The sequence below is a fragment of the Woeseia sp. D3-10 genome (assembly GCF_055809415.1).
Genome location: NZ_JBVVTW010000007.1, coordinates 1,722,800 through 1,740,406, shown reverse-complemented (window position 1 = coordinate 1,740,406; position 17,607 = coordinate 1,722,800). Strand labels below are relative to the sequence as shown.

The window sequence follows — 17,607 nt, the reverse complement described above, 5'->3', positions numbered from 1 at the left end:
AGATAGTTAGGATTTTTCTGGAAAATACCGCCTGTGTGTCGCTTGTCTGGGTAAGAAACCACAAATTCGCAGAGTTGCTGTGGCTGCGAATAGCCAGAACAAGAGGCAGGCCGATGAACAATCCCGACAACAAGGTACCGTACCCGGTTCATTCGAACGCAAACCGACTGAAGGCGACCTCTGCCGGGCTGCTCTGTTGCCTGCTTGCGGGCCACCCGGTCCTGGCTTCGCCGTTCGATGCGACGCCTGACAACAACAACGCCATCGCCGCCACGCAGGGCGCCCTGATGGGCGCACACATCGGCAGCATGATTGCGGGTATCGCCGCACCCGGCTGGTTTGGTACTGGCTTTGAAGTTGCGGCCCTGGCGACCGATGTCGGACTCAAAAACACGCCGCCGATCTTCGTGATACCCAGTGCACTCGAGCGTTCGCCGAATTCAGCCCGAACGGGTGACCTGTCCGGCGCTGCTTGTGTATTCCAGTTCAGCAAGACCGTGCGCCCGGGTCAGAATATTCTCGACGATGACTATGCTCGCGGTATCGAAGATGGTTTCGCGAGCCTTTTCTTTGTGCCGTTCGATCCGCTGGACAAGGTGTTCGCTGATCTTGGTCATCCGGCGGTCTATCACACCGGTGCGGATGTACGGGTTCGCGCAAGCAATCCTTACCTTGGTGCTGCGGGTTACCGGGACTACACCAACGACGAACAAAAAAATCTGCAACAACGCCCGGAGTTTCCAGCGGGGCGACACACGGTCAGCTGGGAAGCGACGACACAGATGAACGCGGTGCTCGATGTTGGCGTACCCAGCGCGCTTATCCTGGCCGGCATTGCCGCCGAACACTACGCTTCCAAGAAGGCGGTCGCCGCGGCAGCCAAAGGGACCGCCAAGCCATTTTCTGTGTACGCCGCCAAAGGTGCTCTGTATGCCGCCGACTTGGGCTTGATCGCGGTGGATGTCAGCGGTGTTGCGCAAGGCGCGGCGTGGTACGAAGCAACGAGTTTTGATACGGCGTCGAATCGCGCTGAGCAGTCGCTAGTTGTCTGGGATACCAGCGTCCCGTATTTGCGGGATACCGTAACCGGCGCAGGATTCATTCAGTCTCAGGATATTGTACTGGAGGCAACTGACTTCGGTGGTGTTCGACTTGGCCGCGTTGAGGAGGAGTTGCGCAGCTATTTTGCACCGGTTGATGCGTGCGGCGAACAGTTCGAGGCTTTGCCGTTGTCGACCTCGGCGCGCCTCTTTCCCATTGGCGGGCCGGAAGAGCTGCAATGGGAAATTCGCGAAGTTGATGGCGGCCCGTACCGTGCTGAACAGGCGATTGCCGCGAACCAGGAACTTGAGGGTGACAGTTTGGTGACGCGCCTTATCCAGAACATTCGCGTGGAGGATACCCAGTCACCGATCCTCGTGGCCCCTGAGGGCTTTGCACGCTATGACGAGGATGGCATTGATCTCACTGTCGGCACGTTTCCGCTGGGCCGGCCGCGCGTTGTTGATCTGGCCGATCCCAGCCCGACGGTTACTAACGATGCCCCCGCTTTTCTGCCCGGCCCGCCAGCAGATGCCGATGGTGTTCGCTATGACGTTACCTGGGATGCGACTGACGCGAGCGGCAATTCGGCGTTTGCGAATGCGAATGACCAGTCGAAGTTTGTGCAAACCATTACTCTCAAGCGACCCGGCACTAATACTGCACCGTCAGCTTCACCCTCGTCAGCCAGCACGTTGACGGCCCAGCCCGTTGATATTGTCCTGCAAGGTGTCGATACCGACCTGATTGACGGTCGCGTTGATCCGCTGAAATTCAAAATTGAAAACCAGCCCCCGAATGGCCAGTTTGAGGCGCCGCTGTACCCCTACTTTATCGAGGACTTTCGGCTGACACCGGTTGGTGAGCGCGAAGAGGGCGATAATCTCACCCGGGTTAGCCCGCTCCGGCATCTGGCGGATGCGTTTCGTCTCGCGGATCCTTCGACACACGGTACGTTTCTGAACGACAACATTTGCAACGCGGCGCCGGGTTCGCTGGAGGACACCGAATTCGGCGGCGTTATCCCGGTCAATATGGTGTACGAGCCAGGCTATGTGCACGTCGATGACGACGGTAACTACTACATAAGTGACAAGTACTACGTCTGTGGAGAAACGCCCAAGAGAAACGGCGATGTTCACGGTGCTCTGTATCCAATTCCACGACTCTCGAAGTGGACGGAAGCCGGCGAGCTGGTAGCAACAACTCCGCTCTATGTCACCGACGACCCTGCAGATAATGATGCTCATCTCAACGATAACCTTTGGCCGGCGAGCCAGCGGTTTTCGGTTGATCACGACGATCGCCTGTGGGTTGAGTGGTCGCCGATACTGAGCTTCTTCGGCCGCACCGCGATTCACTACAGTTACGACAGCAATCTCGAGGACGTCCAGTACCACGGCACAGTCAGTTACAACGAAACCGAAGCGATCATGGACGAGGGCCTGCGTGATATCGGTTCTGACAGTAATACAAACCTGCTGTTTGAAGTGATACGCGATGCGATAAATGTGCGTGACAAGGGTCAGCTGATCGAGCTTGGTAACAACGTAGCCCCCGTGGGGCAACTGGACGTCAGCCAGATCGATGAATTGCCAGGCGGCCCCTTTGGTCAGATGTCCAGATCCATAGGCGATGACATTGCTATCGATCGCGAAGGCAATGTCTACGTGTTGGACATCAGAAAAAATCTGATTCACAAATGGCAGCCGACAATCGCAAACGATGCTGGCGGCTGGAACTTCGGCGAGTACGTCGGCTGGATGGGCAGTTGTACCGCCAACAAGACAATCGACGGCACGCCAAACGGCGTCCCCTACAATGCCTGCGATGTGGACACTGGGACTTCCCGCGGTTACTCCTGCGCCGATGCAAAGTGTGTTCGTGCCGCCAACACAGCGGGTAGCGGACTCGGCCAGTTCGATGCGCCGGTCAGTATCGAGATCGATCCGAAAAATATTCTCTACGTGGCCGATACCGGCAACTCGCGCGTTCAGCGATTCGGCCAGGACGGTACTTTCGCCGGAGTAGCCAACTCGACGGGCACCGGTATCAACCAGGGTGAGGACCCCGGCTTTGTGCTCGGCAACATGGGTGAGCCACAGTGGCTTTCTGTTAACTCAAGTTCGTTCTTCGTCATGGAGCCGGAAGCGGCCAACGGCGACTACTTCGTTCACGTTTTCAAGACTGTTCCGTTTCGCGATGTAACGGACAGCAGCGTATCGGTGCGCTACGTTTCAGACGTCAACTTTCAGGGCAACGACAGCTTCACCTACAGCGTTGACGATGGCATTGATGAAAGTGAGCCGGCATCCGTCGATGTCACCGTGTCGCGAGCATATCGGCCCCCTGAGAATCTGCGTTCACAGTGCTTTGCAACCGCCGACCTTGATACCCAGGTGCCTTGTGTTCTGGATGAAGATACCTCGATCTACATTCGCCTGAGCGCGACAGATCCCGACGGTTTTGTCAGCGACGTCCAAAACGGTTTGGACACACACACTTTCGAGATAATCGACGATGTGCAGAATGGCACTCAGGTCGTCGCGGATCCCGCCCTGGTGCAGGACAACTCAACAGTGTTGCTGTACACGCCAGCACAGGATTTCAATGGCGACGACAGCTTTAGTTTTCGCGTCTACGACGGTGCCGATTATTCCGCTAACGACGCGCTGGTTGATCTCACGGTTACAGCCGTTGCTGACCCGGTAGTCGTTGAATTCGACGAGGATCCACGCGCAGCGCGCGGCTTTCCGTCGATACTTAAAGCCGACGTCTCCGATCCGGATAATCTGCCGGACCAGCAGGCGAGCATCGTCAGTCTCGACTGGGGCGACGGTGTTATCGCAACCGAGGCCGGCAATTGGGTCAACTCCGGGCAGGAAGATCTCAATGGTCGCGAGATCAGACCGCAGATCGACTATGGCCGTGGCAGCGGTTTGCTGCTGGGCAGTCATGACTACGATACACGCGGCGCGCATACGGTCACCGTGGTAATGAATCACGACCCGGCAGAAAACCTGTTGCCAATTCAGTACTCTGCAACGGTGGATGTCGTTGACGTCACCGCCGTCGGTATTGCCTTGAGCGAGCCTGCGACGGATGTGTCGCCGGACCTGCCGTTCCCACTCGTGTTCCGGGTGGAGAATCTGGAGCCATCCAGTTGGGCCGGTCTGACGGCCGGCGACGTTTCCATAGCATTCGATGTGCCGGAAGGCTTGTCGATAGCTGTGACCGATGTTCGCTGTACCGGCAGCTCACGCATCATCTGCAACCTTGGGGATATGGCGCCCGGTACGGCGACCGACGTGGTGCTGGGCGGGCAAATACCTCTGGCTGCGGCAGCACAACAGGCCAGTTACAGCCTGCTCGTCGACATCGTCGACAACGGCCCCAAACTTTACAGTGAGAACAGCGCAAGCCTGAGTGTTTCTGTTGCCGATACGGACGGTGACGGGACTATCGATGCGCTCGATGCTTTCGTCGATGACCCGCGCTACGACACCGATACCGATGGCGATGGACTTGCCGATCAGTGGGAATCCGACTTCGGCTATGACCCCATGCAGGCCGATGATGTGAATGCCGATGTCGACGGCGACGGGTTCACACTCCTGCAAGAGTTCATCAACGGCAGTTTCCCCAACCGTGCCGATCGCGAGTTTTCATCAGCGGGTAACCGTCTGGAGATTGAGAACTACGACGGCGTGGACAACTTCGGACTGGCTATGGCGGGCGGTGATCTTAACGATGACGGCTTCGCCGATCTGCTGATCGGTGCCAGCAGTTACCAGCCAGCTGATCTGGAAGGCGAGGGTGCTGTGTTCATTGCCTGGGGTACGGCAAACGGCGCCAGTCCGGCTCTGCAACAATTGCGTGCGCCGAACGTGGATACACCGTTCGGCCGGTCAGTGGCCGTTGGCGACTGGGATGCCAACGGACTGCCGGATGTCGCTATCGCGGCGAATACCACTGTCTATATCCATTGGAACAACGGAGAGATTCTTGAGCTTGCCGACCTGGCGCTGCAATTTTCGGCGACAACGACGCGAATCAGTCTCAGCAACGGAGATCTCGATAATGATGGTCTGGATGATCTGATCATCAACTCTCTTGATTCCGGTGATACGCAAATCGATTACTACCCGTCGAGCAATGGCGGGCTCGATTCAGCTCCCGAGATTCTTTCGGCAGGTAGTGGCAATTTCAGCGGACTAACGTTCGGTGATCTGGACGGCGATGACGATACCGATCTTGTTCTGGCCGACTCTGCCAACAACACGCTCACAGGCTATCTTGCCGCGGACAATAACTGGCTGGCGGCCACCGGGCTTGTGCCGTCGTTTACCTTGAACCCGCCTGCAGGGCAGGGACGCTTCGGTAACGCGATTGCGACTGGCGATGTGACGGGTGACGGTATCGATGACCTGGTTGTCGGTGCCTATACCGGTGGTGGCTTTGTGAATCTATACGGCAGCGCGACTGCGTACCTGACAGACAGCAACACCGCACCGATCCAAACGATCGAGGGAGACCCGGTCTCAGCACCGGGGAACGGCACGCATGGCGACCAGTTGGGTGTCTCGCTCGCCGTGGCACACCTCGATCGCGACAATTACGCCGACATAGCCATAGGTGCCAACCGCGCCGGACCGCTGGATGAAGGGCAAGTACGTATCCTGCGCGGCAGTCCAGCGGGTTTCGTCAACGAGCAGCTGGAGAACGGCACAACATCCTACGATCTGCTGGGACACAAGATCATCATCGCCGGCGATATTGACGGTGATGGTGTTGATGACGTTGCCGGTGCCGCCAGTGATGTAGTGACCGCACAGAACCCCTCTCCCGATGGTGGTTACGTGCAACCTTATTACCACGCGTTTGAAAGCCTCGACCCGACGGACGACGAGGACGATGACGGCGTGGGCCTCGCCTTCGATAACTGCCCGTTGAATGCCAATACTGATCAGAGCGACATTGACGGTGACGGCACAGGCGACAGTTGCGATGACGACATCGACGGTGACGGTCTTGCCAATGCGGCAGATAACTGCCCGACCATAAACTCAACGGACCTCACCGACACCGACGGTGATCTTGACGGCGACCTGTGTGATGCGGATGACGATAACGACGCGGTTCCCGATGTCGATGATGCATTTCCTCTGAATCCGCTTTACACCGCTGACTCGGACGGCGATGGCATAGCCGACGCTTTCGAAACTGACAATGGACTGGACCCGAACGACAGCAGTGACGGTCTGGCCGACCTTGACGGTGATGGACGCAACAACCGCGACGAGTTCGAGGCGGGTACTGACATAGCCGCCGACGATGTTTCTCCGGAGATCACCGCACCTGCCTCGATCACGGTCAATTCGATCGGGCCGTGGACTCCGGTGAGCCTGGGCAGCGCTTTGGCTGTCGATGTACTTGATGGTGCGGTAGCGGCCTCCGCGGATCGACAAAGTCCTTTCCGTCCGGGCCGAAATGTTGTCACCTGGAGCGCTACGGATGCTGCTGGCAACACTGGCAGCGCGACGCAGACCGTCGACGTCATTCCGCAGGTGGACTTCGTGGGTGACACGCTGTTAATGGCCGAAGGCGGTACGGCCAGCATACTGCTGGCATTGAATGGCAGTGCAGTGACCTACCCGGTAGTGGTGCCCTACACGGTTACGGGCACCGCCACTGAAGGCAGCGACTTCACGTTGTCGTCCGGTGACATTGAGATAGACAACGCGGATGTTGCGGCGATCGCGCTGAATACGTTGACAGATGCCATTGACGAAAGTGAAGAGACCATTGTTCTTTCGCTGGGTACGGCGAGCAATGCGATAGTCGGTGGCAACGGTCGCTTTGAAGTTCGCGTACGTGATGGCAATTTGCCACCGATGCCGACCATTGCTATCGAGCAAAACGGTCAACGCGTTACAACCGTGACCCGTGACGGCGCTGCTGTGATGGTCAGTGTCGATCCGGCTGATCCGAACGCGGCTGACAGCCATAGCTACGACTGGACGGCCAGCGATGCTGCTTTGGTTCCGCAACAAGGCTTCGATCAGGATACCTTCACGTTCAACCCGGCCGGAGTAACGGAAGGTATCTACCGTGTTGAAGTCGCTGTCAGCGATAACGCCAATCCGGAGGCGACTGCGAGTCAATATCGTTACCTGCGCGTAGTGGCGACGCAGCCGGTTCTTACAGCCGGTGTCGATAGCGACGGCGATGGGATGGATGACGTCGACGAAGGCCTGCGTGACAGCAACGACAACGGGGTTGATGACTATCTCGATCCGGTGTTCGTGAGTCACCAGGTGGCGGCGCGCACGGGCAGTAATGCTCTGCTGCAAACCGCGGCGGGTTATACGTTATCTCTTGGTCGGGTGGCCATTGCCAGCGGCGGGGATGCGGTTGTGTCGATGATGGACATCGCCGCCTTCGGGAACGACGGCGCGGCGGCGGGTAACGGCACGGATGACCCCTACATGTACCCGGCCGGGCTGTTCGACTTCGAAGTGAGTGGGCTACCGACTGCCGGTCACACGGTGCAGGTCGTGGTGCCGCAGAACGCAGCACTGCCGGCGGACGCCAGCTATCGCAAGTACGTGGCGGCAGAGGGCTGGACAGACTTCGTAACGGATGGGTTCAACCAGGTGGCATCTGCTCCGGGTGCGCTGGGTATTTGTCCCGCACCCGGCAGCGCGGACTACGTCCCCGGTTTGAATGCGGGCGACTATTGTGTGCAGCTCACACTGCAGGACGGTGGCCCGAATGACGCTGACGGAGTGGCCAACAGGGTGATCCGCGATCCGGGGGGTGCGGCGATGGTCGCCGTTGCAGCAGCGGTGGCTGCTGACTCACTGAACGTGCCCGATAAGAACGTAACCCGCGGGCAGCTGGATGTTGTCATGTTGCGCTTTCAGCTCAACAGCAATACCTCGGACGTAACACTCGACGATCTGACTCTATCGGCAAGAGGCACCGGCAATGACGCGACCGGTATTACGGCCGTGAAATTGTGGGTCGATACCGACAGCAACGGAGCGATCGGCGCGGCTGACACCCTGCTTGGCAGCGGTACTTACTCCGCCAACGACGGCAGTCTGACCATCACCATGGCGAGTCCTTATCGACTGGATGCCGGTATGACCGACTTCATCGTCAGTTACGACTTTTGAATTGAGGGCAACACAATGTCTTACCAACGCATGAACCGATCACTTTTGATCCTGAGTCTTGGCTTCTCTGCCGCCGTACTTTCCGCCTGCGGAGGTGGGGGTGGCGGCGGCGGTGGTGGTGTGACGCCACCCCCACCGCCGAGCACTGTTACCTATACGCTGGACCTGACCGCTGTCACCTTGACGGATCTGCAGACCGGTGCTGAGGTTGTTGAGACCGGGTTTCCGGTTAGCGGTGCCGTTGCAACTCAGTGAACGGTGATGGCCTGCGCAGAGCGAGCGAACACACCTTGGGCAAACCGCAAAGCAATTAGTATAGGACCTCGCGTTCTCCTGTAATGTAGCGACGACCGCCTGTCCGTCGAGGCGGGTATGCAGTCTTCCGCTTAACGCGAGGAAAAGGTCATGAGCAGAGAACAGAAGAGCAACAAAGAGAACAAAAAGCAGCCGGCCTTGACGGCAAAAGAGAAAAAGGCGGCGAAGAAAGCGAAGAAGAATGAGAGAGGACGCATCGGCGAGTGAGTGGATGGGCCCGGCTGGACTGCGTAAGCCCATGGCCTCGCACATGATGACCGGGTGCTAGCCCCGATCGGCTTATTCAAAGGGCGTTCGCGTATCGGACGCCCTTGTTGCGTAATAATGTCGTGAGGTGTCGGGTCTGATTAATCTCGCGTACTGCTGAAACGGATCTCATGACGGTCATCCTGCGCCGGCATCTTCCTGTCGACACGGTGCGATTCAGCTCAAACGATCCGATGGAGTGATTATGAAAGCAATATCCGTTCTTTTTCTGCGCGTCTCGATGGGCTGGTTACAGGTGCTCTGGGGCATCGATAAACTGGTCAACGTCGAGCACGGTGTGCGTGTGTCCGAGGCGTTCTATCTGGGTATTGGCGCGAATGCGACAGTACAGACAGTGTTCGGTGGGCTGCAGGTATTGCTGGGTGTGCTGTTGATCATTGGTTTGTTCCGGCGGATAGCTTATCCCGCACAAACCTTCATTGCGGCCGCTACTGCGCTGGGCGTCTGGAAGTCGATCATTGATCCCTGGGGCTGGTTTCTCGAGGGCACCAACGTTCTGTTCTATCCGTCATTGATTGTTCTCGCCGCAGCGCTGGTCTTGCAGGCATTTCAGGACGATGACTCACTGTCTCTCGACAGTCGTCGCAAGCACTGAGCATAGGCTGCCCACGGGCAAAGGCATCACCTCGCTGCTTACCCAGTGGGGTGATGTCGTCCCGGAGCTTGCTGTGTCCCCGTGCATAAGCCACCGGCGTTGAGGGCTGCTAGCGCAGGACCTTGTGGCCTCCGCAGACACCCCGGCTGGCGTCTGGCAGCCGGCGCCAGGCGGAACCCGTGATTTATCCCGGCGATCGCCTGAAATGACGGGCGACAGCCAGTATTGGGTAATCCCCCAATAATTTGTGGCACTCAAGCCACATAGGGCCCTGTTTAGGCTTGTTGAGGCCCCATCTTCCGCGAAATTTGTGGTGCGTGGGCAACAACATTTCTCGATGTGTTATGGTCTGTCGCCCTTACCGACCACGAATACACCCCAATGAGAGGGCCCACCGCATGCCTTTAGGCTTAGACCCAAGACGTACATTGGTGTCAGTTGCCATCGCAGCCGCACTCAGCACCGCCCCGGCGGTAGCGCAAGATCAGAAACCCAAACGGAAAATTGAAGAGATCACAGTAACCGCGACCAAGGTCGAAGAGTCGTTGCAGGACGTGCCAATTGCGGTCTCCGCACTGGGCGGTGAGGACCTTCAGCAGCTGGGCATCACCAACTTTTCAGACTATGTCATGCAACTGCCCAGCGTTACGGCTGGCGGCAGTGGTCCCGGCCAAAACACCATCTACATTCGGGGCGTCGCATCGACCACGCCGAACCTGACGACCGCCGGAGTTGCCGGGCTGTCACCGAATGTCGCCTTTTACCTTGATGAGCAGCCGCTCGCACAGCCTGGCCGCAACCTCGACGTGTACGCGGCGGATCTGCAACGCATTGAAGTATTGTCCGGACCGCAAGGCACGCTGTTTGGTGGCAGTTCGCAGGCCGGCAACGTGCGCCTCATTACTAACAAGCCGGAATTCGGTGATACCTACGGCAGCATTTCAGTTGGTGCCGGCTTCATTCAGGACGGCGGTGATTCGAGCAACATCGAGGCGATGCTCAACCTGCCGCTCAGCGACACCGTCGCAGTTCGCGGTGTGTTCTACACGGATTCGAAGGGTGGCTGGATCGACAATGTTGCCGGTACCCGAACGGCCGCCGACAGCGCGCGCTTCAGGCCTGCCGGTACGGTGCGCGCAAATGGCGAGACTGTCTCAGCGGATCGCGCCGGATTTCAGTCGACTGCTGATCTCAGCAATGTCACGTTTCTTGATGCAAACAATGACAACCTCGTTGAAGAGGATTTTAACGAATCCACCTACACCGGCGGTCGGATCAGCTTGCGCTGGGCGCCCAATGATCGCTGGCGTTTCGATCTTGCGCACACCTCGCAGGATCTTGACTCCGATGGGGTGTTCTTTTCTGATCCCGGCCTCGGCGATCTGGAAGTCGAACGCTTCAGCCCGGATACCATCGACGATTCTTTTACGAACACGGCATGGACAGCAACCGCGTTGTTCGGCGAGCTTGAGGTTCTGTATACCGGTGCATTCACTGACCGCGATACCGATCAGGTCGTCGACTACACCGACTACCTCTTTGTCGGCCAGTACCTTCCGTATTACATCTGCGACGGTAGCGTTAGCTATCCGGGTGCCGGCGGTCCGACGGGAACCTGTCAGGCACCAAACCTGCTCGTTGACAGTCAGACCAGGGTCGAGTCGATTACCCACGAACTGCGCTTAACGACTGACCAGTCGAAAGCGCTTCGATTCACGGTCGGTGGCTTCTATCAGGACATGGAACTGACCGAGCTGAACGATTTCACCTACCTGAATTCGGTCAATGCGATTTCGTTTGACGGCGTCACAACCGGCTTCGGTCCGAATTATCCGCTGACCAATACCACGGTGACCGGCGAAGTTGGCAATGCGTCACCGGGCTACTACTCCGATGCGGGTCCCTTTCCCGCCGGTGTGATCTTCCGCAACGATGTCCTCAGAACCGACAAGCAAATGGGCATCTTCGGTGAGATGACCTATGACTTTACCGAGCAGTTTTCGGTTACCCTTGGTGCGCGTTTCTACGACATAGAGGTGGATCTCGAGGGCAGTGCCAATTCGTCGTTCTTTAACTTTGGTGCGACCGAGGATGCACAGGCATTCGGTACCAATATCTCGGCTCAGTTCGCGCCGAACAATACGGTAGGCGCACCCGACAAAGCAGCGACTGATGGCACGATCTTCAAGTTGACGGGCACCTGGCGGCCGAATAACGATCACATGCTCTACGGAACGATCTCTGAAGGCTTCCGCGCTGGTTTGCTTAACCGACCGGGCGGAGCGCAGAACTCAGCCGGCACGTTTACCGTGCCATATGCGCTCGACACCGATGACGTGACCAACTTTGAGATTGGCGCCAAATCGACCTTCCTTGATGGAACCCTGCAGTTAAACGCGGCGGCGTTTTTTGTCGATATCGAACGACTGCAGACAACGATCTTCGACCCGAGTATTACCAACCTGTTTTTCTCGGACAATGCCGCGAATGCAGAAGTGCTGGGCATTGAAGGCGATGTTGTCTGGTTGCCGGAATTCTCGGATCGTTTGACGGTGACGGCGGCGTTCTCGTTGCTCGATACCGAGATTACGGAAGTGCTCACACCGACGAACGATGTGGTCAAAGGCGATGAGCTCGCCTTTGCACCGAAATTCCAGGGCACACTGCGGGCGCGTTATGAGTGGCCCGTGGGCTCAACACTGACGGCGCATGTCATGCCGAGCATCAGTATGTCGTCGCGATCGTACAGCGATATCGTCACGATCAATCGCGATGAGATTGATAGCTGGGCGATGGCATCAGTGTCCGCCGGAGTACGGAACGAGTCCTGGGGTGCGGAGCTGTTCATCAGTAATCTGACCGACGAGCGTGCAGAGGTGGCAAGGAACTTTGTCTTCGATCGGACTCAGGTTACTTACGTGCAACCTCGGACCATAGGCATACGGGCGAACTTCCATTTCTGAATGCGGCGGTCAAAAGCCAAATGAGAAACGGCGCCCTGCAGGGCGCCGTGTTCCACCCCAGGTAAAGAGCATGCAAGCAGCGGCTTCCACTCCGTCTCTTCAATCAGTGCAGAACAAAATCGTCGCCAGGCAGTACGACGACGCACTGGTCGACCTGGATAGTCTGTCAATCACGCTCGGAGACGATCCTGAACTCCTTTACCTGCGAGTCGTTTGCCAGCGTTTGTCACGCCGCTACGACGATGCGCTTGCGACGCTTCGCCACCTCAGGGCCGCCGCGCCTGAGCACGGTCGGGGGCATCAGGAGGAGGGACATACCTTACGGGACATGGGTAATGACGCTGATGCGTTGACGGCTTATCGCCGTGCGACCCGTTTCAACCCCGCGTTAACCGCAAGCTGGAAACAGCAGCATCGAATTCTGAGCGCGAGCGGTCGTGAGACCGACGCGCAACAGGTTGCGGTACAGCTGAATTATATTGAAGGGCTGGCTCGACCGCTGATCGGCGTAATCGATCTGATTGCACAGGGTGCTTTGCTGAAGGCTGAGAGCCTTTGTCGTCAGTACCTCCGGAAAATTCCGCATGACACCGAGGCTATGCGTTTGCTGGCCGACATCGGACTACGACTTGGCGTACTCGACGACGCCGAGTTCTTGCTGGCAAGCGCCTGCAAGCTGGCACCGGATAATCTGCGGATACGCATCGACTACATCCAGGCCCTGCGTAAACGGCAAAAATTCGAACAAGCGCTCAGTGAGGCCAGAGAGCTGCTTGCGTCGTCACCCGACAATCCGCAGTTTCAATCGATCTACGCCATTGAGTGCATGCAGACCGGCAACTACGACGAAGCACTACAGCTTTTCGACAAAGTGCTGGACGCGATACCCAACGACCCGATCACGCTGACCTCAAAAGGGCATGCGTACAAGACTCGCGGCGAATACGCTGCAGCGGTGGCGTCTTATCGCGCGGCAATCAGTGCGGCGCCGCAACACGGTGAGGCTTACTACTCACTGGCAAATCTCAAGGTTTACGAGTTTGCCGAAGACGAGATCGCTGCCATGCGTGAGCAGGAAGCGAGCGCCAACCTCGGGCATATGGATCGAGTTCACCTGAACTTCGCCCTCGGCAAGGCGAGCGAAGACAAGGGCGACTTCGAAGCGTCTTTTCGCCATTACGCGCAGGGCAATCGGCTTAAGAAGGCCCAGAGCCGCTACGACGCTGATCGTATGAGCGAAGATCTGGCAGCGCAGCGAGCGGTATGCACTCGAGAGTTCTTCGACCAACAGCCGATAAGCGGCCATGATGCGCCCGATCCAATTTTCATACTGGGTTTGCCCCGCGCAGGCTCGACGCTCCTCGAACAGATTCTCGCTTCACACTCGAAAGTAGACGGTACGCTTGAGTTACCGAACATCCTGTCATTGTCGCAATCGCTGCGCCGGCGAGGGCGGGAGGGTTCCGTATCGGGCTATCCGGGTCTGCTAACTGAATTACCAGCGGAAGAGTTCGCGAAATTTGGACAGCAGTACATCGAAGACACCCGTATTCATCGGCAGTCTGCGCCATTCTTCATCGATAAAATGCCAAACAACTTTCGGCACATTGGGCTAATCCACCTGATCCTGCCCAATGCGCGAATCATCGATGCGCGTCGCGAGCCGATGGCTTGTTGTTTCAGTGGCTACAAGCAACTGTTTGCGGAAGGTCAGGAATTTACCTACGACCTCGCAGACATGGGCCAGTACTACCGCGACTATGTTGAACTCATGGACCACTGGGATGCGGTACTTCCCGACAAGGTCTTGCGGGTCAACTACGAAGACGTTGTCGCTGATCTGGAGACCCAGGTGCGGCGAATTCTTGACTACTGCGGTCTCGACTTCGAGTCGGATTGCGTGGACTTTCACCGCAACACGCGTTCGGTCAGAACGCCGAGCTCCGAGCAGGTAAGGCAGCCGATTTTCCAGTCGGGCCTTGCGTACTGGCGCAACTACGAGCCCTGGCTCGACCCGTTGAAAGATGCTTTGGGTCCCGCAGTCCGTGGTCGTTACGGCGTGGCATAAGTAATGAGACGTATTGCACCGACCGGGCAACAAGCCAGCGACTACAACATACTAACAAGGCAGTATTCACAGTGAACGACCCAGATGACATAGATATCGGCCACGAAATCGGCGAACACAATATCGAGGTCATGGGACTCGATATTCACAACCCGGTGTTCGTGATTTCAGCGGCGCTTGCGGTGTTGCTGGTTGTCCTCACTCTGACGTTCACGGAACAAGCGACGGCCGTCTTCGCCGATCTGCGCGTTTGGGTAACGTCCACATTCGACTGGTTCTTTATTATCAGTGCCAACGTGTTTGTGCTGTTCTGCGTTCTGATTACGGCGTCTCCGCTCGGTCGAATTCGTCTCGGTGGTCCGGATGCGACCCCGGAGTATGGCTACTCCGGTTGGCTGGCCATGCTGTTTGCCGCTGGCGTGGGCATCGGTCTGATGTTCTTTGGCGTACTGGAGCCGGTTACACATACGCTCAATCCGCCGCTCGGCGTTGACCCCGCGGACACGGAGACTGCACGCGCCATCGGTATGTCCGCAGCGATCCTGCACTGGGGGCTGCATGCTTGGGCAATCTACGCGATCGTCGGTTTGTCACTCGCGTTTTTCTGTTTTAACCGGGGTATGCCGCTGACCCTGCGATCGGCGTTCTTTCCCCTTTTCGGCGAGGCAGTGTGGGGTCGGCTGGGGCATTTCATTGATATCGTCGCGGTCCTCGCGACCTTGTTCGGTCTGTCCGTATCGCTGGGCTACGGTGCGGAACAAATCACGGCAGGTCTGAACTACTTGTTCGACGTGCCTGCGGGAACGACGACGAAAATTGTGTTGATTCTCATCATCATCAGCATCGCGCTGGTTTCGGTAGTTGCCGGTCTCGACAAAGGCGTGAAACGACTCAGTGAGATCAACATGGGGCTTGCCGGCCTGCTGTTGTTATTCGTGATGATTGCCGGTCCTACTGCCGTCATCTTTGCAACGATCGGCAGTTCGGTTGTCGATTACCTGAAATATTTGCCGGGGCTCAGTAACTGGGTCGGCCGAGAAGATGATGCCTTCCTGCACGGCTGGACGACGTTTTATTGGGCGTGGTGGATTTCGTGGTCACCGTTCGTCGGTATGTTCATCGCCCGCGTCAGCCGCGGCCGTACCGTGCGCGAGTTCATCACCTGGGTGCTGATTATTCCAACTATCATCGGGATCGTATGGATGTCGACGTTTGGTGGCACGGCACTGCATCAGTATTTTGCCGATGGCTATACCGGCGTTGCGAATGCGGTGCCCGAACTTGCGCTGTTCAAGATGTTGGAGGGGCTGCCGTTTCCGCAGATCGTTTCGACACTCAGCGTCTTTCTGATTACGATTTTCTTCGTTACCTCTGCGGATTCCGGATCGCTGGTTATGGATACGATCACGGCCGGCGGCAAGCTCGATGCGCCGGTCCAGCAACGGGTGTTCTGGTGCCTGTTGGCGGGGCTGGTAGCGATCGCGTTGCTGGTTGGTGGCGGCATGGCGTCGCTGCAAGCTTTGACGGTTTCGATAGGCCTGCCATTTTGCGTTGTGCTGTTGTTGATGTGTGCCGGTCTGTTCAAGGGCTTGCGAGAAGATCACGCAATGCTCGCGATCGCAGAAGAAAACGCCGTAAGCGAACGGGCTGACTAGACTGGGGCTTCCAGCGTGATGTCGCATTGCAATGCATAGCGGCGTTCCGGGCAGCGGTATGAGCAGCGTCTAATTTCGCTCGGCACACTTCCTGGCAGATGATTCGGGCGAATTTCAACCGCGATCGTGTATAGAGTACAGTGCACTCTGTAAAGTCAGACCGACGTTGAACGCGCCGCGGGTTCTCGTCGAATAATAAAAATGATCACGACGACTATTCTCAACCACCGCCTTGTGAGCCCAATGCAGTCTGCGAGTTTCTGTGCAGACGGAAATTCAGTGTGGACGGTTCATGACGATCTGATTGCACGGCGTCGGGACATCTACAAGGGATTCGAAGAAGCCCATATCAACCCGTGGCTGAATCCGGAGAGCAGCGGCTATGTCTCGCCGGCTTGGCAATGGGACAGGGCAAGGGCGCGCGGTACATTGTCCGCTTGCGGTCGCTACTACCTGGCGTTATTGCCAGCGACTGATCATCGGGGTGTTTTCAGTCGTGTTTTTGATCTGAGCAATCACCAGCTGTTGACCGTGAATTATGGGCTTTGCTGGTTCTGTGACGTGCCAGGGGTATTGATCAAGGCTCAAACAAACACCGTTCCGACTGGCATTGATATTGCGGACATTGAGCAGTCGGGTCATAGCCACTTGTACGATCTCAACGAGGGATATCTGTACCCGCTGGATTTCCTGCCACACGGGCATGCCCGGTTTTGCTTGTCGCCGGACGCGCGGCATGCAGCATCGTGGCAAGCGTGGCGAGAGCACAACGTTGAAGTCCCTTTCCGTGCCAACGAAGTTTCAGTGTGGGATGTGGCCGATCAAAGTCGAAAGTCGCGCCTCGAATACTCTGCGGCCCGGACGCTGGTCGGTCATCAGGACGCGATAAGTTCTGCGCTCTTCTTGCCGGGGCAGTCGCCGCGTCTGCTCACCGCCAGCAAGCAAGAGAGTTGGGGAGTGGCAAACGATACGTGCAACGGCCTGGTCTGGGATTTCGAGACGGGCGAACCTCTGTTCGCGCTGGAAACGGACAGTCGCTCAGCCCTTCTGCCAGCAGTAACGGCCGACGGCACCCGGATACTGGTGGTGACCGAGCGGAATACCCTGCGCGAACCGTTTGTTCGTTGCCTCGATGCGACTGACGGTCGCGAGCTGTTTAGATCGCAATCTCATGCGGGCAGCTCACTGCAGGTGCACGAATGCGGCGTTGATCATATTGCCGTTTCTCCTGATTCACGCTATCTGGCCAGTCTTTGTGTGCGCTCTGGCGAGGTGCACATCACGGATCTGGTCCGGGGTTGTCTGACTGATACAGTAGTAGTGGACGGCGGCGAGCGCGATGCTGATGACCTCGGGCTGATCCGGTTTTCGCACGACTCGAGCAAGCTGCTGGTTTCTTGTTCGCCCGATCGAATCAGTGTGTTTGAACTGGAATGCTAATGGCAGAGTACGATGAATAACAGACGACATGGGTTGCTGGCGGCTGGCCGGGTGGCACAAGAACTAGCCCGGGCAGTAGGGT

General features: G+C 57.4%; 7 protein-coding genes. All 7 read left to right on the top strand.

Annotated elements, in window-relative coordinates; all coding sequences use genetic code 11:
- Positions 1–113: 113 nt before the first annotated feature.
- The 7 genes from AC0L8N_RS08360 to AC0L8N_RS08330 all read left to right on the top strand — a co-directional run bounded on the left by AC0L8N_RS08360 (position 114) and on the right by AC0L8N_RS08330 (position 17,525).
- The gene (locus tag AC0L8N_RS08360; RefSeq protein ID WP_473667175.1) at positions 114–8,222 is read left to right on the top strand and encodes a choice-of-anchor U domain-containing protein; all 8,109 of its coding nucleotides are present in this window, start codon (positions 114–116) and stop codon (positions 8,220–8,222) included.
- A 15-nt stretch (positions 8,223–8,237) separates the two neighbouring features.
- Entirely contained in the window at positions 8,238–8,477 is a 240-nt protein-coding gene (locus tag AC0L8N_RS08355) for a hypothetical protein (RefSeq protein WP_473667174.1), read from the top strand.
- Between the two features lie 511 nt (positions 8,478–8,988).
- Complete coding sequence (locus AC0L8N_RS08350; RefSeq protein WP_473667173.1) at positions 8,989–9,399, top strand: hypothetical protein; 411 nt, start codon at positions 8,989–8,991, stop codon at positions 9,397–9,399.
- Between the two features lie 398 nt (positions 9,400–9,797).
- Positions 9,798–12,362 carry a TonB-dependent receptor gene (locus AC0L8N_RS08345; RefSeq protein ID WP_473667172.1) on the top strand — a complete coding sequence of 855 codons (2,565 nt, stop codon included), beginning with the start codon at positions 9,798–9,800 and terminating at the stop codon, positions 12,360–12,362.
- Between the two features lie 70 nt (positions 12,363–12,432).
- Entirely contained in the window at positions 12,433–14,430 is a 1,998-nt protein-coding gene (locus AC0L8N_RS08340) for a tetratricopeptide repeat-containing sulfotransferase family protein (protein WP_473667171.1), read from the top strand.
- A 131-nt stretch (positions 14,431–14,561) separates the two neighbouring features.
- The gene (locus tag AC0L8N_RS08335) at positions 14,562–16,085 is read left to right on the top strand and encodes a BCCT family transporter (protein WP_473670091.1); all 1,524 of its coding nucleotides are present in this window, start codon (positions 14,562–14,564) and stop codon (positions 16,083–16,085) included.
- Positions 16,086–16,364: 279 nt separating this feature from the next.
- Positions 16,365–17,525: a WD40 repeat domain-containing protein gene (locus tag AC0L8N_RS08330; protein ID WP_473667170.1), complete on the top strand. Its 1,161-nt coding sequence runs from the start codon at positions 16,365–16,367 to the stop codon at positions 17,523–17,525.
- The last annotated feature ends 82 nt before the right edge of the window (positions 17,526–17,607 follow it).

Coding starts and splice junctions, on each gene's coding strand:
- AC0L8N_RS08360 (WP_473667175.1), top strand. CDS start 114: ATGAACAATCCCGACAACAAGGTACCGTACCCGGTTCATTCGAACGCA.
- AC0L8N_RS08355 (WP_473667174.1), top strand. CDS start 8,238: ATGTCTTACCAACGCATGAACCGATCACTTTTGATCCTGAGTCTTGGC.
- AC0L8N_RS08350 (WP_473667173.1), top strand. CDS start 8,989: ATGAAAGCAATATCCGTTCTTTTTCTGCGCGTCTCGATGGGCTGGTTA.
- AC0L8N_RS08345 (WP_473667172.1), top strand. CDS start 9,798: ATGCCTTTAGGCTTAGACCCAAGACGTACATTGGTGTCAGTTGCCATC.
- AC0L8N_RS08340 (WP_473667171.1), top strand. CDS start 12,433: ATGCAAGCAGCGGCTTCCACTCCGTCTCTTCAATCAGTGCAGAACAAA.
- AC0L8N_RS08335 (WP_473670091.1), top strand. CDS start 14,562: ATGGGACTCGATATTCACAACCCGGTGTTCGTGATTTCAGCGGCGCTT.